22 protein-coding genes are annotated in these 22,422 nt (G+C 43.4%); 8 read left to right on the top strand and 14 right to left on the bottom strand.

Annotated elements, in window-relative coordinates; translation table 11 throughout:
- Nucleotides 1–73 precede the first annotated feature (73 nt).
- Nucleotides 74–1,633: a hypothetical protein gene (locus tag MHH86_RS12985; RefSeq protein WP_076144050.1), complete on the bottom strand. Its 1,560-nt coding sequence runs from the start codon at nucleotides 1,631–1,633 to the stop codon at nucleotides 74–76.
- Between the two features lie 194 nt (nucleotides 1,634–1,827).
- On the opposite strand from MHH86_RS12985, the gene MHH86_RS12980 reads away from it, so the two are divergent.
- Nucleotides 1,828–2,499, top strand: a complete 672-nt coding sequence (locus MHH86_RS12980; RefSeq protein WP_038570388.1) for a tetratricopeptide repeat protein — start codon at nucleotides 1,828–1,830, stop codon at nucleotides 2,497–2,499.
- Nucleotides 2,500–2,584: 85 nt separating this feature from the next.
- Here MHH86_RS12980 and MHH86_RS12975 read toward each other — a convergent pair whose 3' ends face one another.
- The 5 genes from MHH86_RS12975 to rpiA all read right to left on the bottom strand — a co-directional run bounded on the left by MHH86_RS12975 (nucleotide 2,585) and on the right by rpiA (nucleotide 7,968).
- Nucleotides 2,585–5,746 carry an MMPL family transporter gene (locus MHH86_RS12975; protein WP_342479748.1) on the bottom strand — a complete coding sequence of 1,054 codons (3,162 nt, stop codon included), beginning with the start codon at nucleotides 5,744–5,746 and terminating at the stop codon, nucleotides 2,585–2,587.
- A complete protein-coding gene (locus MHH86_RS12970; RefSeq protein ID WP_036686266.1) occupies nucleotides 5,743–6,198 on the bottom strand; it encodes a MarR family transcriptional regulator in 456 nt (151 codons plus the stop codon). Before MHH86_RS12970 ends, MHH86_RS12975 begins: the two co-directional genes overlap by 4 nt.
- Before the next feature lie 172 nt (nucleotides 6,199–6,370).
- Nucleotides 6,371–6,811 (bottom strand): GNAT family N-acetyltransferase, encoded by a 441-nt coding sequence (locus tag MHH86_RS12965; RefSeq protein ID WP_038570379.1) that lies wholly within the window; start codon nucleotides 6,809–6,811, stop codon nucleotides 6,371–6,373.
- 3 nt (nucleotides 6,812–6,814) lie between these two features.
- Nucleotides 6,815–7,240: a VanZ family protein gene (locus MHH86_RS12960; RefSeq protein ID WP_051491448.1), complete on the bottom strand. Its 426-nt coding sequence runs from the start codon at nucleotides 7,238–7,240 to the stop codon at nucleotides 6,815–6,817.
- A 47-nt stretch (nucleotides 7,241–7,287) separates the two neighbouring features.
- A complete protein-coding gene (gene rpiA, locus MHH86_RS12955; RefSeq protein ID WP_143766088.1) occupies nucleotides 7,288–7,968 on the bottom strand; it encodes a ribose-5-phosphate isomerase RpiA in 681 nt (226 codons plus the stop codon).
- 81 nt (nucleotides 7,969–8,049) lie between these two features.
- Between rpiA and MHH86_RS12950 the strand changes: the two genes are divergently transcribed.
- Nucleotides 8,050–8,247, top strand: coding sequence for a hypothetical protein (locus tag MHH86_RS12950; RefSeq protein ID WP_036686261.1), 198 nt, complete (start codon nucleotides 8,050–8,052; stop codon nucleotides 8,245–8,247).
- A 154-nt stretch (nucleotides 8,248–8,401) separates the two neighbouring features.
- On the opposite strand, the gene MHH86_RS12945 is transcribed toward MHH86_RS12950, so the two are convergent.
- Nucleotides 8,402–8,857 carry a hypothetical protein gene (locus MHH86_RS12945; RefSeq protein WP_076101672.1) on the bottom strand — a complete coding sequence of 152 codons (456 nt, stop codon included), beginning with the start codon at nucleotides 8,855–8,857 and terminating at the stop codon, nucleotides 8,402–8,404.
- 231 nt (nucleotides 8,858–9,088) lie between these two features.
- On the opposite strand from MHH86_RS12945, the gene fsa reads away from it, so the two are divergent.
- Complete coding sequence (gene fsa, locus MHH86_RS12940; protein ID WP_036686257.1) at nucleotides 9,089–9,736, top strand: fructose-6-phosphate aldolase; 648 nt, start codon at nucleotides 9,089–9,091, stop codon at nucleotides 9,734–9,736.
- Between the two features lie 56 nt (nucleotides 9,737–9,792).
- Here fsa and MHH86_RS12935 read toward each other — a convergent pair whose 3' ends face one another.
- The 3 genes from MHH86_RS12935 to MHH86_RS12925 all read right to left on the bottom strand — a co-directional run bounded on the left by MHH86_RS12935 (nucleotide 9,793) and on the right by MHH86_RS12925 (nucleotide 14,854).
- Nucleotides 9,793–11,106, bottom strand: coding sequence for an MFS transporter (locus MHH86_RS12935; protein ID WP_080742475.1), 1,314 nt, complete (start codon nucleotides 11,104–11,106; stop codon nucleotides 9,793–9,795).
- Nucleotides 11,107–11,238: 132 nt separating this feature from the next.
- On the bottom strand, nucleotides 11,239–13,590 hold the full coding sequence (gene helD, locus MHH86_RS12930) for an RNA polymerase recycling motor HelD (protein WP_038570373.1): 2,352 nt from the start codon (nucleotides 13,588–13,590) through the stop codon (nucleotides 11,239–11,241).
- Between the two features lie 220 nt (nucleotides 13,591–13,810).
- The gene (locus MHH86_RS12925; protein ID WP_038570371.1) at nucleotides 13,811–14,854 is read right to left on the bottom strand and encodes an aromatic acid exporter family protein; all 1,044 of its coding nucleotides are present in this window, start codon (nucleotides 14,852–14,854) and stop codon (nucleotides 13,811–13,813) included.
- Nucleotides 14,855–15,038: 184 nt separating this feature from the next.
- Here MHH86_RS12925 and MHH86_RS12920 point away from each other — a divergent pair, with 184 nt between their 5' ends.
- Nucleotides 15,039–15,542, top strand: coding sequence for a hypothetical protein (locus MHH86_RS12920; protein ID WP_076316187.1), 504 nt, complete (start codon nucleotides 15,039–15,041; stop codon nucleotides 15,540–15,542).
- Between the two features lie 68 nt (nucleotides 15,543–15,610).
- Here MHH86_RS12920 and MHH86_RS12915 read toward each other — a convergent pair whose 3' ends face one another.
- Nucleotides 15,611–16,165, bottom strand: coding sequence for a phosphatase PAP2 family protein (locus MHH86_RS12915; protein ID WP_256717292.1), 555 nt, complete (start codon nucleotides 16,163–16,165; stop codon nucleotides 15,611–15,613).
- A gap of 198 nt (nucleotides 16,166–16,363) precedes the next feature.
- On the opposite strand from MHH86_RS12915, the gene hfq reads away from it, so the two are divergent.
- The gene (hfq, locus tag MHH86_RS12910; protein ID WP_036686247.1) at nucleotides 16,364–16,585 is read left to right on the top strand and encodes an RNA chaperone Hfq; all 222 of its coding nucleotides are present in this window, start codon (nucleotides 16,364–16,366) and stop codon (nucleotides 16,583–16,585) included.
- 136 nt (nucleotides 16,586–16,721) lie between these two features.
- Here hfq and MHH86_RS12905 read toward each other — a convergent pair whose 3' ends face one another.
- Nucleotides 16,722–17,828 (bottom strand): lactonase family protein, encoded by a 1,107-nt coding sequence (locus tag MHH86_RS12905; protein ID WP_038570362.1) that lies wholly within the window; start codon nucleotides 17,826–17,828, stop codon nucleotides 16,722–16,724.
- 206 nt (nucleotides 17,829–18,034) lie between these two features.
- Between MHH86_RS12905 and MHH86_RS12900 the strand changes: the two genes are divergently transcribed.
- Nucleotides 18,035–18,370: a hypothetical protein gene (locus tag MHH86_RS12900; protein WP_036686243.1), complete on the top strand. Its 336-nt coding sequence runs from the start codon at nucleotides 18,035–18,037 to the stop codon at nucleotides 18,368–18,370.
- 185 nt (nucleotides 18,371–18,555) lie between these two features.
- Complete coding sequence (locus MHH86_RS12895) at nucleotides 18,556–19,713, top strand: peptidylprolyl isomerase (RefSeq protein WP_038570359.1); 1,158 nt, start codon at nucleotides 18,556–18,558, stop codon at nucleotides 19,711–19,713.
- Between the two features lie 83 nt (nucleotides 19,714–19,796).
- Here the strand turns inward: MHH86_RS12895 and MHH86_RS12890 are convergent, their stop codons facing one another.
- A complete protein-coding gene (locus tag MHH86_RS12890; RefSeq protein WP_036686240.1) occupies nucleotides 19,797–19,991 on the bottom strand; it encodes a hypothetical protein in 195 nt (64 codons plus the stop codon).
- Between the two features lie 71 nt (nucleotides 19,992–20,062).
- On the bottom strand, nucleotides 20,063–20,662 hold the full coding sequence (locus MHH86_RS12885; protein ID WP_038570356.1) for a nitroreductase family protein: 600 nt from the start codon (nucleotides 20,660–20,662) through the stop codon (nucleotides 20,063–20,065).
- Nucleotides 20,663–20,934: 272 nt separating this feature from the next.
- Between MHH86_RS12885 and MHH86_RS12880 the strand changes: the two genes are divergently transcribed.
- A complete protein-coding gene (locus tag MHH86_RS12880) occupies nucleotides 20,935–22,332 on the top strand; it encodes a metallophosphoesterase (RefSeq protein WP_076316186.1) in 1,398 nt (465 codons plus the stop codon).
- The last annotated feature ends 90 nt before the right edge of the window (nucleotides 22,333–22,422 follow it).

Genomic DNA, 22,422 nt, shown 5'->3' with positions numbered 1-22,422 from the left:
TGGTTATTATGGTGCAATTGAGATTAATTCACTTATTGTACCTCAGAATATTAATATAAGTGTTAAATGAAAATCATCTTTTTGTCTGTAATGTTAATTGGTACAGCGTACTATTCCAATCCGCAGAAAGACCTAGAGCTTTAGCCAAAGCTGCTGCTGGAACTAGCGAAGTATAGCTTACTTTAATGGATTCTGCTGACGGTAATGAAATTTTCTTTCCAGCTTTCGTCAACGTCAGTTCCCCCTCCAAAGAGAGGGTATATCCCAGACTTTCTGTTACATCCCTAATCGGTACTTTTACACTACCATCCTTAAAAATAGCGGACTGTACGGAGTCAATTTTTTGACCATCTACAATTACAGTAACAGGCTTTAAAATAGGAGATATAGCAAAAGGACGTGAATCAACAGCACTAATTCCGAGTTGACCAAACATATTCGTTCCCCAAGCCACAGCTGTACCATCCTTCAGGACTGCATACTTACTATTCTCACCCTTGGCAAAAGAAACAGGATCACTTAGTCCTTTTATTAACTTAGGCTGCGTAAAAACCAAACGGTTGTCGGTTGTAGGTTGGGTACTCCAAGTCCACACGGTGCCATCTTTTTTAACAGCTACAAAGTTGCCTAAATCCAGCGTAAGTTTCGAGATCGATTTTACGGCTGTAATCTTTTGCAGACCTTGTAGTGAGGTACCAGCTTTCCATACCCAGTATTCTCCTTTTTTATTGGCAACAAGGTTGAAGCCGTTTTTCGTCTGGACAGATACAATATCCGTAAGACCTGGCATCTTGCTCATCGTGACTTCGTTATAATTATTGCTGTCAATTGTTCCCCAGACGCTCCCGCTCTCGGTTAAAGCCAGTATACTGCGATCGCTCATGGAAACAGACTTCACATGGTATAAATCCTTAACTGGGGTCGGTTTCTTCATCACGTTCGTGTTCTCTGTTTGCGGGATAGCACTCCAAATCCACAGGGTACCGTTAGTTCGAATGGCGGCATGATAAATACTGCTTCCGATCCACTTCACTTCGCTTAAACCCTGTACCTTAGTGGCAGCAGGCAGCTCTGTATAGCCCACATCTGAAGCTTCTGGAGGATTCCACTGGAGAAGGCTTCCATCGTTTCTCAAAGCTAATGCACTATGCAATCCTGACGTTATACTAACCACATCTGTCATTCCAGAGATCCCTTGAGGAAGCAGAACCTTGTGTTGTTTAGCACTTGCCCCATTGCCAGCTTCTGCAACACTCTTATCCCGATAATCTCCCCAAGCCTTAACCGTGCCGTCTTCGTTCAGCGCTACATAGTACGCTTCGCCGATCGCCAGCTGTTTCGTGTGTTCAAGCCCAGCTATTTTATGGGGAGTAATCGTCCAACCCTCAGGCCCGGCGGCACCATTAGCAAATTGACCAAAAACATTACTCCCCCATGACCAAACAGTTCCATCAGTTCTCACTGCGAAGGAGCTTCCACCCCAGAAACCTGGCGAAGCAACAATCTCCTTAATCCCACTCAACTTCGCAGGTGATGGAGCTGCACTTATAACTTGAGGGACAGACAATGCAGTCACCAGAGTTGAACAAACCAACAAACTAAGCAGCCTTAGCTTCCTTGCAAATAAGTGCATCTTGATTTTCCCTTCTTATGATATTATTGTAATTATTATTTCTATTACACTAAGACGCTATAAAGCTGACAAAAGTTGTACTTTATCTTAAATCCCGGGATTCAGATTGGTTTGAATTATGATATAATTACGCTGCCTTAGATCTGCTCTTATTCAACCGCAATACCGGAACCAAATGATCATGGAGGGAAATCATGCTTAAATTTATAGGTATTATGATGCTTTTCAGATTAGTGGGCAACCCTTTTCTGGCTTTATTCATCCTGCTTGTTATCTTGTATTTCTTAGATCGGCGATACGTGGGGATCTTCCCTAGTATTACAAAGCCCTTCAAACGAGTACGGCAAATCTCCAAGCTGCGCACAACGGTATCTTTGAATCCAAATGATGTTTCTGCTAAATTTGATTTAGCCCGGAATCTGTCAGAACGTAAAAAGTATAAGGAAGCCAAAGATATTCTGCTACAGATCGAAGACCGTTACGAACAGTCTGCCGAATATTGGGTAGAGCTGGGTCATGTGAATCTTAAGCTGGGCGCTTTTGAAGAAGGCGAAGATCAGATGCTTCGTGGTCTAGAAATCAACCGAAAGGCCCAATATGGTCAGCCATATCTTCGGTTAGCGGAAACCTTTCGCCATACAGATCACGATAAAGCGTTGCATTACGTTACTCAATTTCAAGAGATTCAGTCTTCCTCTAGTGAAGCCTATTATTTAGCCGGCTCCATGTACAAAGCATTGGGCAGAACCGAGGATGCTAAACGTGCTTTCGACGAATCCACCGCCATCTACCGTTCGCTACCCAAATATAAAAAACGGCAAGAACGCGGCTGGGCGTTACGTAGCTTTTTTGCCAAGATGAAATAACCTTTGCACTTATATTTCAACCAAAAAACCTCTAGCCGCCTATTTATTTAGGCGAACACTAGAGGTTTTTTGCTGTGTAGAGTGATTACATGTTTACATCTTGTTTAGTGGGTTCTCCACTTTGTTTGACCGCAAATGGCCACCAGTTCCCACGGCCGAAGATCCGTACCATAACAGGGACAAAAAATGGCAAGAAGATTAGCGCATACAAGGCCAACCCTACGAGCACCACTGTTGCAATCTGCATCATCGACAATACGCCTGAAGGATACATCGATGCGAAGGTGCCGCCCAAAATAACTACCGCTGAAAGAATGACTGTTCCCATATTGCGCATGGCATGCAGGATCGCTTCTCGAACATCCCATGTTTTATATTCGTTAAAGCGGGCCATTAAGAAAATACTATAATCTACACCAAGCGCAATCAGCATAACAAAGCTGAAGAATGGCGTTGTCCAGGTAATCCCTTCAAAGTGCAGAAGGTGAACGAATATAGCCTCTGTAACACCCAATGCCGAAAAATAAGTAATCAAAAGAGAAATAATAAGGTAAATCGGCATTACGATTGAACGAAGCAGCAACACCAAGATGATGAAGATCCCACCCAGCATTAAGATTACTGTACGTGTGTAGTCTTCGTTGGAAATATTACGCAAATCGTTCTGACTGCTTGTAACCCCGCTGATTGCAGACTCCGCATTTTCCAGCTTCGTTCCTTTCACTGCACGATCTACTGCTGCTTGAATATCATCAACACTGTCGATAGCTTCTGAACTATATGGATTCTCAGTGAATACCACATCCAGCGTCATCACCTTACGGTCATCAGACAAGTAGGTATCGAATACCTGCTCTATACCTTCAGCTTCAAGAGCCTCAGCCGGTACAAAGAATCCACTCAGCTCATCATCCTTAGCCGCTTGAATCTGATTCAAATAATCTTGTGCGGAAACCAGCCCACTGGTAATTTGTTTCAAGCCGTTTGCACTGTCGCTTAATCCAGTAGTTAAGGCTCCTATCTGCCCTGTTAATTGACCAAAACCATCCGCAAGCTGCTGCTGTCCACCTTGCAATTGATCTAGGCCACTAGTAATGGATGGAATTTTATCTACGATCTGTCCTTGGCCTGTTGCGGCCTGCTCCAGCCCAGATTGCAGCTGACCGATGCCCGCAACGAGCTTAGCTAAACCTTGTGCGAGTGCGCTTTGCCCTGCCGAAGCTTTGGCATAACCAGCATTCGCCTCGTTTAAGCCTGCTGCTGCTCCTTTAAGCTGCTCTGAGATCTGTCCGAGACCCGCCGCCAGCTGCGCTGCCCCAGTACCACTCTGCGTTACGGTGCCTTTAATCGTCAGGTAATTAACATCCTGCAGAATTTCCGGATAACTGCTCTCAAGACCCGTAAAAGAACCATCCAGTCCCTTCAATGCTTCTGCCACACCTTGCAGCTGCTGCGGAAGCTGCCCAAGCCCTTGATCCAACGCAGTTAAACCGCTGCCGATTTTTTTATAGCCCTCCAGCAGCTTCGTATTGGCATCCGCAAGCTGCTTAGCACTAGCAGCTGCCTGTTGAAGTCCTGCTTTGATCTCTCCTGCACCTGCTGAGCCGGTTTTTATTCCGTTCTCAATACGTGCCAGCCCATCACCTAACGCGACGATACCATCTTTCAGCTCTGCTGTGCCTTCCGTCAGCTTAGCGCTGCCTTGAGCAGCCTCTGTAAGCTTAGGTGCATTTTCACTCAGCTGTTTACTTGCTTCAGACAATCCCGTTTGAATCTTGGTCAGTCCCTCACTGGTCTGATCCAGACCTTCAGATAAAGTCCCCACCTGATTCGGGATTAAAAAATCACTGATCAGCTCTCCCGTTGGACGAGACATGCTGCGCACCGATTTTACGCTGTCCACTTTTTCCAGCTCGCGGCTGATTTTTTCTGCAAGTCCAAGATATTCTGAAGTATCCATCCGGTCATCATTTTTGATTACGATCTTGCCAGGCATGGATTCACCCGGCCCGAAACTATCCGAAATGATGTTAAATCCTTTTACCGAGGCATATTCTGAGCCAATTTCCTCCAAGCTGTTGAAGGACAGCTTTCCGCTATAGGTAACAAGGAACGGAGCTACGATTACTGCAACAATTAGCAGCGCGGCCCATGGTCCTTTTAAGGAAAAAGAACCTGCTGCTCCCCAAATACGGCTCTCACTGTGCTCCAGCTTGCCGCGTGAAGGCCAGAAGAGCTTTTTGCCAAGTACCGCCATAAAGAATGGAACAATGGTTACAAGCGCCAGCAGCATAACCGCAATCCCCACGGCAACGGCTACCGCCGAGCGATACAGAATGAATTTGGATAATCCAATCGCTACAAAACCTACGAATACCGCAAGTCCGGAATAGAACACCGTCCCACCAGCCTTACGATAGGTTGCAATAATAGCACTTTTGGTATCTTCTGCTGTCATCATTTCTTCTTTAAAACGACTGATCAACAGGATACAATAATCCGTACCAATCCCGAACATGACCGCAACCATAAAGATTTGAGTAAACGTAGATAATGGAAAATCATAACGGTCTACTAAAAAAGCCACAACAGACTGAGAAACAATATAGCTGAGTCCTACGGTCAGTAGCGGAACAAACGGTGCCACGAACGAACGGAACACCACGAACAGGATAAGTAAAATAAATACTACCGTAATATATTCCGATTTCTTAAGCCCGGCTTCCGAGCTAGCAATCATATCCTCAGTAATCAGACCCTCACTGGTTAAATAATGATCCGCCTTAACATCTGAGAGTAATTCATCCACTTTATCAGGAAGTGCGGTGACAGACTCTCCTCCGCCCTTTATAGACAACGCCACCATTATCGTCTTGCCATCCTTGGCAATCAACGTATCCTTAAGTTCACTTTGTGAAAAAGGATCGGTGATGGAACCAATCTGCAGCGTCTCCTTATTCGCAGCCAACTTCTCAACACCCTGCTGGATACTGGCTGTTTCATCGGCTCCGATTCCCTCAGGATTATTGAATACAAGAGCTACCTGATGCAGTGTCTCTCCGCCCTTGTCATTCGCCGCTTCCTTTAAGATCTCTGCCGCTCTAGAAGAGGAATAGCCATCAGGTACAGTAACCTGCCCCTTCTCACGTACAAGATCAGAGAACGAAGGGGCCGTCATGACCAAAACTACGGCCACAGCGAGCCAGATTGCGATAACCGCCCATCTTGCTTTTAGAATCGTCTTCATGGATTCTTCCCTCCATCATCATTCTGAATTAAATTCGCCAGCTTCTCGAACATCATGACGAACATTTCAATATCCTTCTCTTCAAAATGAAACAAATACGGGGAAATCACTTCATGTACCTGCGTCTCCGCTGCTTCAAAAACTCTTTTCCCGTGCTCAGACATCGATAAATACACCTGGCGGCGATCATTCTCGTCACGAGTTCGCTCGATAATACCCGCATGCACCAATCTGTTGATGATTGCTGTAATGGAGCTTTTACCCACGCAAAAAGATTCAGCAAGATATGTAGACGTACATTGTTCCTGAGCATTAATCAACCGAAGAATTTGATACTGATCATTCGTTGTCTCCGCAGCAATACTATCTTTAATTCTTGCTGCTACTTGTCTGGTCACAATCAAATAAGCATCCATGTAGCGATTGATCCAATGTTGCACTTCGTTATCCAAAGCTTCCTACCTCCAAAATATAGTTCAACTGTCGAACAGTTTCATTGTCAAACTATAATGCCTGCTTTTATAAAAGTCAATTGGCTTTTTTTCGGGCATTTAAAGGCGAAATGCACAAAAAAACAGGCCGAGATTTCTCTCGACCTGCCATTTTATGACCTCCAAAGACTTTTTAGTCCTCATCCTCGGTCTCTTCAACTTCGTATACACATCTTAACATTTCAATTCCGGCTTCATTCTCTCCTAAGCTGTACACCATGAACCCTAGACTGCGATAAAAATCTGCGGCGATTTCATCCTCAGTCTCAGCTACCAGATAACGCGGCTGACGAGTAGCGAGCAGCTCCAGAATCATCCCCCGTGCATAACCTTTCCCTCTATTCTCTGGCAAGACGGCAATATGCCGAATGTCCAAAGAACCGTCTTCGGTTTCTTCGAAGCCTACAAGACCAAGCAGGAGTTCTTCTTCTTCCCAGCCATATAACTTCAGCCCGGCTTGTTCGTTGTACTCAGACGAAGTCTGCTCCAAAGCGTTGGGGTCATCAATGACCGCATACGTCAACAGCTCGTTCACCTCAGGCGAACCAATAAGGGATTTAAGATCTACCAACATTGTTCACATTCCTCCTTCTCTGTTGCTTCTGTACCCGATTCGAAACATACCGTAACCTGTCCATATCCCTAACATGTTTAACAATAAATCATCAATATCAAAGCTTCCCACATGCAGCAGCATTTGCAGAGACTCCAAAAGCAGGATGCAAGGAACAGCATATAAAGAGATTCTTATCCAAGAAATTGGCCGTGTCTTTGCAAGTGGAATTAGTATACCAAATGGAATAAACACAACAACATTTCCAAGCAGATTCACAAACCGGCTGATCAGCGATAACCCGTTATTCATGTCGAAATAAAGTGACACCGTACGTAATGGGATCAAATTGTACTGAAGCGGGCCACCTGTATGAATCTCACGCCCAAAACCGATGAACATCCAATAGATAACAGTAGCACTATACAGAGTCAGCCCTATCCGTGTCAATGCTCTCAGCTTCCGTAAACTGCTAGATTCTCTAGATCTACGAACGATCAATTGCCCGGTTTAACTTCTATAATTTCAATGCTTCCATCTTTTTTACCCACAATAGCCATAGCTGCAATTTCGATAAATAGGCCGTGTTCTACAACTCCCGGAATACTTTGGATGGCCAGTGCCAGCTTCGGTGCGGACTCAATCGCTTCGAACCGGCAGTTTGCGATGTAATTGCCGTTATCTGTCTTGTACAGCTCTTCTCCACTACGACGCAATTCAGGATTGCAACCCAGCTTGGCAAGTTCAGCCACAGTCCATTCCCATGCAAAAGGAACAATTTCTACAGGCAGCGGGAATTTGCCGAGTGTATTTACCACTTTACTCTCATCGGCGATAACGATCATACGAGTACTGTTACTCGCAACAATCTTCTCCCGAAGCAGCGCGCCGCCGCCGCCTTTAATAAGCTGTAGACTACTATCCAGCTCGTCCGCTCCGTCAATGGTCAGGTCCAGACTATCAATATCTCCAAAAGCTACGATTGGAATCCCAAGTTCACGCGCCTGTTCTTCGGAAGCACGGGAGGTTGCTACAGCGGTAATCTTTAGACCTTCACTGACGCGCTCACCAAGCTTGTTGATCGCCCAATAGGCAGTAGATCCAGTGCCAAGGCCGATCTTCATGCCATCTTTTACAAATTCCACTGCTTTTTCCGCGGCTAATTGTTTAACATTGATACTCATTTTATTACCCCCATGTTATCCGTTATAATGATCTATGATGATGTTGAAATCACCTATTGTTCAGGAGGATTCCGGATGAGAACCGAAAACCAAATTCAATCTAAAATCAACGAATTGACACTGCAGCGCAGATCTCTGGAATCAAGATTAGCTTCATTAACAGAAGACAGTCCACAGCAAGATAACCTACAAACTCAGCTCACTAGAGTAGAAGATATGATCATGATGCTGGAATGGGTGCTTAATGCACCCGTAGGGAGATATCATGCCTAAGTGCTGACTGGCATCCATTATTTTACCAATCAATGTGCCGCGGTAGCTGTGTTTAACATAAAACGCGATTGCTTCCGGCTGTTTGATTCTTTTTTATATCCAAATTTGTATTATGCTTTGCGCAGAGCAAAAAATCAATATCTTTCACCCTACTCTATGTATATTGTAAATTCACTGCATCCTCTAGATTGAGAACCATCTCTTTTTCTGTGTGATTAGCCGTCCTGTGTAAGTAGGCTTTATGCTCAGAATACGCATTCAAAGGCATTGGCCTACTAATCTTGTCAAGCATATTACGCTCGACATCGGCCAGTAAGTAATCACCTTTACCCGCAGCAACTCTGCACAGAATAATCATAGCTACAGGCTTGTTCACAACAACCGCTCCATTCGACCGCGCAAATACAGTGTATTGAAATAACGGAATGGCCTCAGGTTCTTCAACACCAGCTGCACTAGATTGGTCAAAGATAGAATACATAAGGGAAGGATCACTTGATGCAGTACCGAGTTTCTTCTGATTAGACACCAACTTGCTGTTCTGGTAGGCAAGGAATCCCGCTGCTGCCAGCACAAGCACAAGTAAAATAAGCAATATCGCATACATCATCCCATCCCCACCCCCCACTCCAAAATAACAATTCCGGTTATATATTATCATGGAGGGAGGCCTAAGCCAATCTTATATTATCTGAAATTCAGCGCATACAGGTAATACTGGTTCTATAAAGTTATTTTGAAATATTCAAAATAACAGTTGAAACTTTGATTTGCATGTCTCATAATGTAAATATGAATGTTGCTTGTCAATCCATATGGAAATCAAGGGAGGAAATTTAAAATGAAGTTTTTCTTGGATACCGGAAACATTGAAGAAATCAAACGTATTACTCGCCTGGGACTAGTGGATGGCGTAACGACTAACCCTTCGCTGATCGCTAAAGAAGGAAGATTGTTCAAGGATGTTATCAAAGAAATCGTTGCAATCGTTCCAGGACCTGTAAGCGCAGAAGTAATCGGACTTACAGCAGAAGAAATGCTCAAAGAAGCATACGAAATTGCTGAATGGGCTCCAAACGTTGTAATTAAACTCCCTATGACTGAAGATGGCTTGGAAGCTTGTTATGAGCTTACTAAAAAAGGCATCAAAACTAACGTTACACTAGTATTCTCCGCGGCTCAAGGTTTGATGGCTGCTAAAGCAGGCGCAACTTATATCTCTCCTTTCGTAGGTCGTCTGGATGATATCGGTGTTGATGGAATGAAGCTGATCAAGGATCTGAAGACTATCCTGACTAACTACAACTTGAAATCCGAGATCATTGCAGCAAGTATCCGCAACATTGCACATGTTGAGCAAGCAGCTATTGCTGGTGCTCACATCGCTACAATCCCAGGCTCACTTCTGCCAACCCTCTGGAAGCACCCGCTGACAGATAACGGTATTGAACGTTTCTTGAAGGATTGGGAATCCGTTCCACAAGCCTAAGAATATCTTTTATTCTTTTATCAAGAGGGCTATCCCACAAGCTGCGGCAACGCAGCTTAGGGATAGCCCTTTTTTCCATCCAGAGACATTGCAGAGGTTTGGCGAACACGTTTCGGCCAGATCGGAGGAATTATCTTCTCTGTATCTTTAACGCCTGGTTCTCCCTTTTCCCCCTTACTCGGAGTTACCGCAAATAAGGTCAGCAATCCACCAATTGCCCCTACTGTAGCCATCAACGCGAACAATACCCAATGCCCACTGCTTAACAGCAGCGATACCACCGGCGGTCCCAACGCTACCCCTATAAACCTCATACTACTATAAAGAGCGGTTATCGTGCCGCTGTTCTCCTTCTCAATCCCCTCCGTGATTAAAGCGTCCATACAAGGAAGTACAATCCCGATTCCAACACAGCCTAAACCCATAAATCCTACTAAAAAATAAATGCCTTTGTTGAATCCCGCACAAATCATGGCCGCAGTCAGTAACACCATTCCTCCAAAGCCCAGCCATTTCATTAGCGTTTTATTCTGACCAATGATCTTTCCTGTGCCATAGGAGGACAGACATAAGAGGGCAAGCGGTATCGCCAGCACAAACCCCTTCGTCGCCCCGTGCATTTTATATTTAGTTTCCAGCATTTCTGATAAATAGAATTGAACACCAAAGGTCACAAACATACAAATGCCGCCTATGGCAAAAATAGCATACAGCCAACGCCCTTTTTTACGTAAAACACTCACAATTCCAGCTAAAAACGCTCGGATTTCCTGTTTCTCAGGTTCATCCTTCGCTTCGGGCTTTCGGACGAGAAATAAAACTAAAAAAAATGAAATTAGACATAGAATGGGAATTGCAATAAAAGGAGCAAACCAGAGCCATATCCCAAGATAGGCACCAAGAATTGGACTGAGAACTTTACCAAACGTATTGGAGGTCTCAATGATTCCCAGACTTTTGCTCACATCCTCTTCTTCCTTGAACAAATCGCCTACAAAGGGTATTACAATTGGAAAAGCACCCGCTGCACCAATTCCTTGCAACAGACGCCCCGCTAAGATCACCCAATAAGCGCTAACCCCCTTCATAAACCAAGCAGCTACCACGCAGACGGCACCACCAATTGCGGCAATGATTAAACTAGGAAGAATAACCTTCTTTCGCCCAAAACGGTCTGACAGATAACCTGCAATAGGGATCATTACAATTGCCATCAATCCATACACGGTAATCAGCATACTGACTTGAAAAGCACTAATGCCTAGTTCTTTGGAGATCTGCGGCAGAATAGGCAGCAGCATGGAGTTACCGAGGGTCATTATTAGTGGGATTGATGCTAAGGCAAGCAGATCCCATTTTCTTTCCTTCATGAACTGACCACCTTTGTCATTGTGTACAACATTCTTTATTGTGGTTTGTTCGCTCTTCTTTATTCATGAAAACAAAAAAACCGTCCCTCCGCTGCTGCGAAAAGGACGATCTTAAAATGAAGAGATCTATGGTTACAGCGATCCGGCGCTTAAAGATGCCACATTAGCGGACGGAATAAAATGACTAGGTTCACCCAGGCTAAAAATATGCAGTAAGTGCATAGCCCGAGTGCAAGCCGTATAAAACAATTTGCGTTCACTTTCTCTGCCATATTGTTCAGCCGAGCCATCAAAGATGACGACCGCATCAAACTCCACACCTTTTGCTAAATAAGCAGGCAGAACCAGTGTCCCCTTCTGAAAATTCGGCGTTTCCTTTGTAACAAGTCTTACCGGCAGGCTACGATTCAGTTCAGCATGAACCCTTGCGCTTTCCTCCGCTGTTTTGCAGATGACAGCTACATAATGATATCCCTCAGAATGCAGCTTCCGGATATCCTGTTCTACAGCATTCAGAAGCTCCTTCTCGCTGGATACCACACTTAGCTGGGGTTCTTCTCCCCGCCGATTAAACGGTACGATTCGTTCTCCTCCAGGGATCATTGACCGCGTAAACTCCACGATCTCATAAGTTGAACGGTAGCTTTGGGTTAACGAGATCACTTCTGTGTTTTCTTCACCATATATACTTACGAGACTAGACAAATCCCCCAGTACCTCACCTTGTGCATAAATGGCCTGGTTCAGGTCGCCTAATACGGTCATTTTTGCTCTTGGAAATAAACGGCGCATGAACTCTAATTGGAATGGAGAGTAGTCTTGTACTTCATCTACAATCACATGGCGGATCAGTGTGTTGGTCCGGAAGCCTTGGCTTAACTCCTTCAGATAAAGGAATGGCGTAGCGTCTTCATAAGCAAGCTCGTTCACTCCAATAGATTCCAATGTCTGCTCACAGATATCATCCCACACCTCTGGTAAAGGATAATCACCATTGAGGCGCTCCATAAGTTCGCGATCTGTAAATAACGTGCTGTACAAGCCCTTAACGTCCACAAATCGACCCCGTTTAGTCCAACCACGCAGTGGTTTGAGCCGCTGGCTGACTACATAACGAGATAACACTTCTTTTTCGGTATCAAAATCGTCAAAGCTATCCTGCGAAGCTTTCTTCTTCCGGCGCAACATCTGATACGCACGGTGATAATCGCTGGAATCCAGCAGCTCGATCTGATCTTCAACCCACTGTGCATTTCTTTCCTCATGGGTAAAATCTGCGATCTTCTTAAGCAGCCAGCGGATCATCAAATCCACACGATTCGCAAGCTTTATGGCAGGATCGTACGCGTAGAATTGGCGTTCCATTTCTTCTTTACTGACCACTGCTTTCCCTTGAAACATTAAAGGTTTAAAAAGCATGCCCTCCTGTTCCAGCAACGTAGCATATCGCCGAATCACATCTAGGAAAGGTACAGACGATTTATAGGCAATGCCTTCTCTGCGTATAGCCACCTCAGGACCATCAGGAGCATTTAGTAGACTTTCGGTCTGACTAAAGACATCTTCGAGCTGGAATTCATGGCCAAGACGATGTTCCAAATACATTTGAAACGTTGTTTGCTGCATATTTTCTTCGCCTAGCTCCGGGAGCACTGTAGATACATAGCTGTTAAACAGCGGATTCGGTGAGAACAGCAGCATTTGATCTGCTGATAATACTTCACGGTATTTATATAGAAGATAAGCTACCCGCTGCAATGCAGCAGACGTTTTCCCGCTTCCCGCTGCTCCTTGCACAACTAGCATCCTGCTTTTGTCGTTGCGGATAATCGCATTTTGCTCTTTCTGAATTGTAGCAACAATACTTTTCATCCGATCGTCAGCGCTATGACTTAGCACCTGCTGCAGCAGCTCATCCCCGATCGTAACCCCAGTGTCAAACATAACTTCAATTACACCGTCAGCAATAACAAACTGGCGTTTAAGGTTCATTGTTCCGGAGACTAATCCTCCAGGTGTTTCATAAGCAGCGGGACCAGGAGCTCCGTCATAATACAGACTGGAAATAGGCGCGCGCCAGTCATAAATCAAAAAGGTACCATCATCCTCCATCAATGATCCAATTCCTAGATAAATCTTTTCCAGCCCGCCAGTTGGTTCCTCGGTGAAATCAATTCGGCCAAAGTAAGGAGAGACAACCAGCTTTTTATATTTTTTCAGCGCTTTGCTTGATTGCAAATGATGACGTTCCCGTTCATTTAGGATTTGGGACTGTTGGCGAAGACTTGTTGAGGTTTCTCCCAAATCATCCGGGCTACTGAAGTTTACGGTTACCTCTTCCCAGAAGTCTTTCCGCATATCCACTACATCACTGCGATGAAGTCCAAGCTCCTCTGATAAATGGCGAATATGGGCTGACAGAAGTTTGGTTACTCCGTCAACCCGTTGCTGTTCCTCTTTCCACTGACTTTCATTGTTATCCACTACATTTCATCCCCTTTTGGAAGGTTGACATTCCATTTGAATCGTGATATGATAAATTTGCATATTTATGTTTTTAAATGCATGTTTATTCGATATCTTCTCATTTTAGCAATTACAAGTTGAGATTTCAAGTATTCTCTTAAATAGATGATCCGGTCCCTAAGGAACCGGATTTTTTTACTGTTACAAAGCTTATATGTTGCTCTTCACAAGGTTATGTTTAGGCTTCGTGCACAGATTCTTTCTCCTCTGCTATACGATTCATCTGATCGGCCACTTTATCTAAGCGCTCCAATTGATATCCGTAATCATAAATCGCCGCTGCCACAACATATAAACGCAGCTGACCTATTTTCTCTGCATTATACCCCAAAATCGCGGTATTCAGAAAATCATCATTGTCTTCTCCCAAGGGTTCGGAATCATTGGCATTGGGCTTTAATTTGTCTTCAAACTTAAGTAAGATGTGCTGATGATATTTGATTAAATGTTCCAAATGATTATCAAATAGAGCATCTGTATGTTCGGTCCGATCCGCCTGGAAATAATGCCGATCTACAGCCTCGAGAACATCGTAACCTTTTTGCAAAGAAGCTAACAGGTTCTTATACACAACCATTTGTCTAGTCTGGCTATACTTGGCCCGTTTTAACTGCTTCTGCTCCTCCTCAAACAATGCATACTTATCCGCCAACGATTTTATGGATGAATGTAAGGCATTTTTTTCATCACGAAATACACTTTCCTTCATCTCATGAGAAACCGCTGTTCTCAGCAATAAAGAGAGGCTTGAAAAAACATTCTCAATTTGCTTAATGTATTGCTTACGAGGTTTTGGAGGAACGACAATAATATTGATTAGAAATGCAGAAACAATACCTGTCAAAGTTAATAAAAAGCGATTAAGTGCGAATTGCCATTCACCCGAAGCCTCCATCACTGTTATTACAGTAACTAACGTAAGACTTATCGTATCCGCCCGGTTGATTTTCATACTGATCATAATGACTAGAATACAGACCAAACCGACTGCTATTGGGCTATTGGATAACAGCATCCCTCCGAGTAAAGCCAGAACGGCCCCCATTGTACTAGTCGTGAGCTGGTCAAGAAAATAACGCCAAGAGCGATAAATAGAGGGCTGCATAGCGAAAATCGCTGCAATCCCTGCACCCACGGCAGAAGGAAATTGAAGCATTACAGCTAAATACAGGGCTAGCGTAACGGCCAAACCTGTTTTAAATATGCGAGCTCCTAAAGCCAAACCTATCCCTCCTAAAAATTAGCCCACGCTACAATATGAACATCAGCGAACCCGCGTACTTCTAATTACCCCAGCCTGGAGATGATGAATTTTAAGAACATTTAAGCTCTCACTCATGTTTCTTTCAGCTTTAAGGGAATACTAATCCGAGTAGTGCCTATCACATAACATACGAGGTGAGTGAATGAATAACCATATCAAAAGATTAATGACTTTCACAACCGTTATTTTTCTCAGCCTGTCTCCAGCTCTTGCGCCAATTGGAAGTGCTTCTGCTGAGAAAGTAACCCCCACAGCCACCGCACCTGGTGCCCACCCTTCAGAGAAAGGTCACGGTCACCATCCAGGAAAAGACGGAAAGGTTAGGGCTGGTGGACATTTCATTATTTTTGAAACGGCTAAACTGCTGGAAATGGATCGTACAGAGCTAATCAATAGCCTGAAAGCAGGCAAAACGCTCCCGCAGCTTGCTCTTGAGAAAAAAGGCTGGACGGAAGATCAATATATTCAGAAGCTCTGCGAATCGGCAAACCAACGGCTGGATCAAGCCATCACCGAAGGACGTCTGACAAAAGACGAAGCCCAAAGGCTTAAAGCAGGACTTCCTGCGATGCTGAAGCAAAAAATAAGCAAAATGGGACAATTCCAGGATCGCAAAACATCTGAACAACATGTGACGACCCCTTAACCAATCTTCTTCCACATAAAGACGGATATCTTCATGCGCTATGAAAGATATCCGTTTTTGTATCTATCCTAATTCGTACGCGAGCTCTTGTAGATTTGAAATAAACAAATGGACAACATCAGCCAAGCGCCACTAGCCATATATCCCCCAATAACGTCACTCGGATAATGAACACCCAAATAGATACGACTCCAGCCAATCCCCACGGTCATGAATACAGCGAACATTATTAATAAGACCCGTTCATGCCTCCGCCGCAGATGACGCCACAGTATAAAGGCAATAACGCCGTACAAAGAGAAGGCTGCCATTGAGTGCCCGCTCGGAAAACTATAACCAATCTCTTCGACAATACGATGTAAATTCGGACGTTCTCTGTGAAAACATAACTTCATTATTGTATTCAAGAGCTGCGAGCCTAATCCAACCCATAGGAACAAGATTAATTCAAACCGGTGTTTCAGCAAAAAATAGAGCAGTGCCATGGTAACGATAGATATGCCAATAGCGATCTTAGAGGAACCAATTAGAGATAAACCTTTGGCGAATGAGGTCAACCCCGGTGATTCCGCTGATTGTACCCAATCAATAATATAGTTATCAAAGGTTGATACCTTATTCATACTTACAAGGACAGCTATAACGGCGAAACACGCAGCAAAACCTAAAAAAAAGCGAAAAGCTCTAGACCAGTTCTGATAATAAAGCATAAATACCTCCATGTCTATTCTGGTGACTGTTGATCTCATTTCCAGTGAGGGACTAACCCATGTTATAATTATTGAGAGAAAAAAATTCACAGAAGATGGAGTGCTGCCAAAGTGGAGAGTTTAAAATTGCAAGAACGATTGTTGAACCAGTTCATTTCCACAAAGGTGCCTGTGACGATTTTTACGACGAATGGTGTGAAAATGCAAGGGCTCGTAACCTCGTACGATGCTTTCACAATCACTTTACAAGGTCAAGGTGATGGCAGGCAAAATGTGCTATTCAAATCTGCAGTATCCACTATTGTACCTCTTAAGCCCGTTTCGCTCAAATAGTCTTCTCCCTCATTCACCTCATCAACCAGATAATCACAGGCTTTTATTTTCAAAAAAAGGGAACACCGGACTTTATATCCGGTGTTCCCTTTAGCATTTCCCAAGATCACTTATTCACTCTTCAAGCGGAGTAACTTTATGCAGGAACAATTACGGGCTTCACACATACCGGTTTGGATACTTCAGCTGTATTTCCAGTAAATTCGAGTCGGCCACTAGCCGCTTCTATTGAAAATACAACCAGGTTATTCGCATCACGATTCGCTACTATAAGATAAGCTCCATCTGGTGTCAATGCGAAGTGACGCGGATGTCCTCCACGAGTAGATACATATTCAAGATGTGTAAGCTTAGCAGAAGCATTATCCACCGCATACACGGCAATATTATCAGCCCCACGGTTTGAAGCGTACAGATATTTCCCATCCTTGGAAATAGCGATTTCAGCGCATGTATTTTCTTCGTCAAAATCATCAGGCAGTGTCGGCACTGTATCTACAGTGTGCAGAGTGCCTGCGGCACTGTCATATGTAAACGATGTAATGGTGGAATCCACCTCGTTAATTACATAAGCAGACTTTCCGTCTGGATGGAAAGTGAAGTGGCGTGGTCCCGCTCCTGGATGCAACGCCGTATCACCATGTACCTCTAGTTTGTTGGTTTCTCTATTGATTCTATAGGCCCGAATTAAATCAAGCCCAAGATCAGATACAAACACATACTGCCCGTCCGGACTGAAAATAGCGGAATGGGGATGAGGGCGGTCCTGCCGTTCAGGATGTTGGCCATGACCTGAATGTACGGCCACATCAACTAATTGATCTGCAGCTTTATCTTCATTTAATTTGATCAAGCCAACACTTCCACCATGATAACTACATACAACCACGTATTCATCATTCAAATCTCTATTGATATGGCAGGTGGTTGTTTGACGGTTGCCAGAGGCAGGCATGGAGGGAATGCGTTTCAGTTCACTCAATTTCCCGTCCTTTAGATCAATAGCAAAGGAAATAACCTCGCCTTCTTTTCCACCCTCACCATTCGGTTTTTCTCCTATAGCGTATAGACGTTTCTCTGCGGCATCTACATTAACAAAGGTAGGATTAGTTAAGCCCTGCACCGAATCCAGCAGCTTTAGCGTACCACCTGCAGCTCCATCGAATTCAAACACCTGCACTCCGCTTTCTGCGGCACTTGCATAAGAACCTGTAAACAGCAATAACTTATTCTGCTCATTCATCTCTATATTCCTCCTCAAAGTATTGCTACTTCACACTCATTAGATGTGATCATCTATATAATCTACAATTTTTAAACGTTAATTACAAACGATAAAGTTAGAAATGTACGAAACAATTCAAAAATGGGTCTTTCCAACGATTAACTGTTGTGATATAATGAAAGCGCTAACATTAGTCTTTTATTCCGTATAAAGGGGGAACATGAATGAGTAGCATCCTGCTGGAAGCCAGAAATGTGTACGAGGACTTCGAGGTGGAGACAGACATTCTGTTCTTTAAGGTCGGGGATCATGATTTGGTCATTTTTCACGGCAGAAACTATAACATAAAAAAGAGAATGACTGCCGAGCAATTAAATCGATTGTTGTCCAATTCAAGTTATTATCATGTGTACGGTGGCTGTTATGTCAACCTGAACAAGATCAGCTCTATCGCAGATGACTGCATTTATTTCGGTGAAATGGGCCTGTATGCTAAAAACGTACGTGTCCCAAGACGAAAACAAGAAAGCATTCGTCATCTTCTGAAAGGACTGAAGTAGACATCTTATTCCCATTAGCCGGAAGGGCATGTTACTGATGCCATTTCCGGCTTTTTGCTTTTTATTAATAGAAACTTAAAAAGATCCTGCCTTTTTTTATACTTTCTTAAGGTTTAGGATTAGGATTTCTGTTAAAGTTGTAAATAGACAAGCAACACCTATATTGAAGGGAGTCATTACTAATAATGGACAAAAAAGATCTGAATGGAAATGAGAACTTAGAAAACAACGGAACCACGGAAGAAGATTTGAACACTTCCGAGATTATCAATGAAGAGGTTGAAGTAGCGCAAGCAGCTGCTGAGGAACCTGTGAATACAACAAAAGCAGACAGTATTCCAGTAATGAACAAAGTCGGTGCGAACAACGCTACGCCTCCTACACCTCCGACTGCTCCTAGAAGCAATAAAGCTTGGATGATTGCCTCTATCGTATTAGCTGCAGCACTAATCATTGTTCTGGTCGTCCAAAAAGACGACAGCAAAAAAGCTGTTGCAACAGTAAACGGAACAAAAATTACAAAAGAACAACTTTATGATAAATTGATCGAAGCAGGCGGAGAAAGCACGCTGCAATCTATGATTACTACTGAGCTTGTTGATCAAGAGGCTAAAAAAGCCAACGTAACTGTTACAGATGAAGACATCAACACTGAACTTGAAGATCTTAAAGCACAATTCGGCGGAGAGGCTGCCTTTAATGCTGCTTTGTCCCAAAGCTCAATGACTGTAGACGACTTGAAAAAGCAAATGCCGCTGCAAGTAAAGCTGCGTAAAATCCTTGAGCCACAAGTCACTGTAACGGATGATGAAATCAAAGAATACTATGACACAAATAAAGCTACTTTCAGTGAAGAAGAACAAGTTCGCGCTTCCCACATTCTCGTTGAGACTAAAGAAGAAGCAGATGCAATTCTGAAACAATTGAAAGAAGGCGCAGATTTCGCTACTCTTGCCAAGGAAAAATCCTCTGATACGGGTTCCAAGGATAATGGCGGAGATCTAGACTTCTTCAAACGTGGCGATATGGTAGCTGAATTCTCTGATGTAGCCTTTAAGCTAAAAGTTGGTGAAACCAGTGATGCTGTGAAATCCGATTATGGTTATCACATCATTAAAGTAACCGACCATAAAGATGCTAAAGACTATACACTGGAAGAAAAGAAAGATGAAATTCGTAAAACTCTAGTTTCGCAAAAGGTTTCCACTCTGTCCTCCACTTGGTTGTCAGAAACAACTGAAAAAGCAAAAATTACGAACACACTTACTGACGCTAAAGAAGATGCAGCTGCAACAGCTGAGCCAACTGCAAGCGCAGCAGCAGGAAATGAATCTACTAAATAATTGTGCCCGTCAAAAAGCAGGACAAGCGTTAATAAACGCTGTCCTGCTTTTTTTATTTCTATGCTCAGGCCTTTGATTAAGCCTTAATGGCCTTTTTTACGGATTTGTTTATCGTGGTTCTCCCCCCACTCTTTCGCCTGCGCTGTGGCAATTGAAATCGCCCGCCCCTCCTCATAACCATCTTCGAGGAGCGCATTCGCAATATCGATTGCCTTATTGCGAACAGGTGCTGTGAAGTTCTTTAATGATTCTGGATAATCCTCTTTGTTCCATGGCATACAAAAAACCTCCTTAACCAGTCTATATACATACTTAGCCTGGTTAAGGAGGTTTCAAACGCTTATCTCACTTATTTAAAGACTTTAACACGATCTTCAACCGGTTGGAATTGTTTCTCACCAGCAGGAGTAACGGTTTTACCAAATGGCAATTGAGCAATCAATTTCCATTCTTGCGGGATCCCCCATGCTTCTTTTACTTCATCATCAATCAGTGGATTATAATGCTGCAAGGATGCACCTACACCTGCTTCAGAAAGTGCTGTCCATACTACAAATTGCAGAATACCAGAGGATTGGTTAGCCCAAATTGGGAAGTTCTCAGCATATAGAGCGAAGTTCTCTTGCAGGCTCTTCACTACCGTTTGATCTTCGAAGAATAGTACGGAACCGTAACCTGCTTTGAAAGACGCTAATTTTTGCGCTGTTCCTTCAAATTGTTCGGCAGGAACGATTTTACGCAATGTTTCTGTAGTGATATCCCATAGCTTATCATGTTGTTCACCAAGAAGAACAACGGCTCTTGAGCTTTGAGAGTTGAATGAAGTTGGGCTATGTAGCACCGCTTGTTCAACGATTTCTACAATTTGTGCATCCGAAATCGTAGTTTCTTTACTGATGGCATATATGGAACGTCTTCCTTTTACTGCTTCAAAGAAATTGTTAGACATAAAATAACTACCTCCATTAATTTTAGTAACTTACTTTTGTATATCTTAGCACCTTTTTTCTGAAAACACAACAGTTATTCACAACTTATTTTGTCGGATATATTCGTTGCCAACTCTTATTGTCGCATTTATGGGCTTAATTATGCACCTGATCTATTAATCATTAATCAATTCATGCGGGCTAGAAACTGCCCTCTTCCTTTTCCGATATACACTACGAGCTAAAATGCGCTACAATAGTGCAGCAAATGTATAGAAGGAAGGTTATAATCATGATTTTTCTGAGCAAGAAAGCCCTTGTTCGACATAAAAAATCAGTCTCTACCTCTTTGTTGCTGCTCCTTTTCCTGAGCTTGGCTCTAACTAGCTGTAAAGACACAAATTCGTCTAATTTGACCTTTACAGAACTAGATCCGACTGATCTTCACCCCCTCACTTTCTGGGTGGCAACGGATACTCACTTCTTAGATAAGAAGCTTCAGGATGGCGGTACAGCTTTTCAGAAATATGTAACTGGCGGTGATGGAAAAATGCTGCCTTACAGTGATGAAATCCTTGAAACCCTGGTTTATGATACTGAGCAGCAGAAGCCTGATTTTCTCATCCTCAGTGGAGATTTAACAAATAACGGAGAACGCAGCAGCCATCAGGAGCTAACCCAAAAACTAAAGCGAATTGAAGCGCAGGGAACCTCTGTTTATGTCATTCCAGGCAACCATGATTTATTTAATCCTTGGGCCAGATCCTTCAGCGGGGATAAGCAGCTCGTTACGGATTCTATTACAGACAAAGACTTTACCAAGATGTATGAGAATTTCGGCTACAAAGAGGCTGTATCACGTGATAAAGAATCGCTAAGTTACATCGTTAAAGCAGCTCCAAATTTATGGCTCCTTATGATTGACAGCAGCCAATATCATAACAATCAGAAATACGGTTTCCCCCAAACGGACGGACGCCTGACCGCCTCTACCCTATCATGGATAGATAATTCTGTTAAACTAGCTGCCAAGGAGCATGCTTCTGTCCTCACGGTTATGCACCACAACCTACTAAGCCACACCTCTATGTCTGTTTCAGGCTTTAAACTTAACAACAGTCAGGAAACAATAAAGTTACTTCGTGAAAATGAACTTAATTTAGTCTTGTCAGGCCATATCCATATGCAGGACATCCGGGTAGACCCGGCAACTTCTTCGGAAGTAATGCCAATATATGATATCGCAACAAGTGCAATGGCTGTTTATCCACATCAATATGGAGCGATGACCTTCGATCCTCTGAGCAGAACCGTCAATTATGAAGCAATGCCCTTAAATGTAGAAGGATGGGCTAAAGCTAATGGCATTACAGATCAGAATCTTTTAAACTTTAAGACCTATGCTGAGGATATTTTTGCTACAAACTCTTATAACAAAGCTATGGATGGTCTAAAGGAGAGTTCCTTTACGCAGTCTGAAAAGGCATCGATGGCAGAGGTAATGGCCAAGCTAAATGTAAGATACTTCGCGGGGACAGCCGGCAGCTCCTCAGAAGATATTAAAGCGATGCCAGGTTACAAGCTTTGGGAAGGCCTACAAGAAGGTTTCTTAGGTGGATACATCCAAAGTATGACAGAGGATAAAGAGCTTAGTAATATAGCTTTAGAGGTGGTATTAACGAAGCAATAACTGGTTTATGTATTTCATATAAAAACCCAGCCTCCACTCGCATTTATGCGTCAGATGGAGGCTGGGTTTATTGTGTTAATTGATCGTTAA

It is taken from the genome of Paenibacillus sp. FSL F4-0097, assembly GCF_038593125.1.
Taxonomy (GTDB): Bacteria; Bacillota; Bacilli; order Paenibacillales; family Paenibacillaceae; genus Paenibacillus_AQ; species Paenibacillus_AQ odorifer.
Note: the sequence above shows the minus strand (reverse complement) of the source record. Positions and strands in the feature narration are given on the sequence as shown.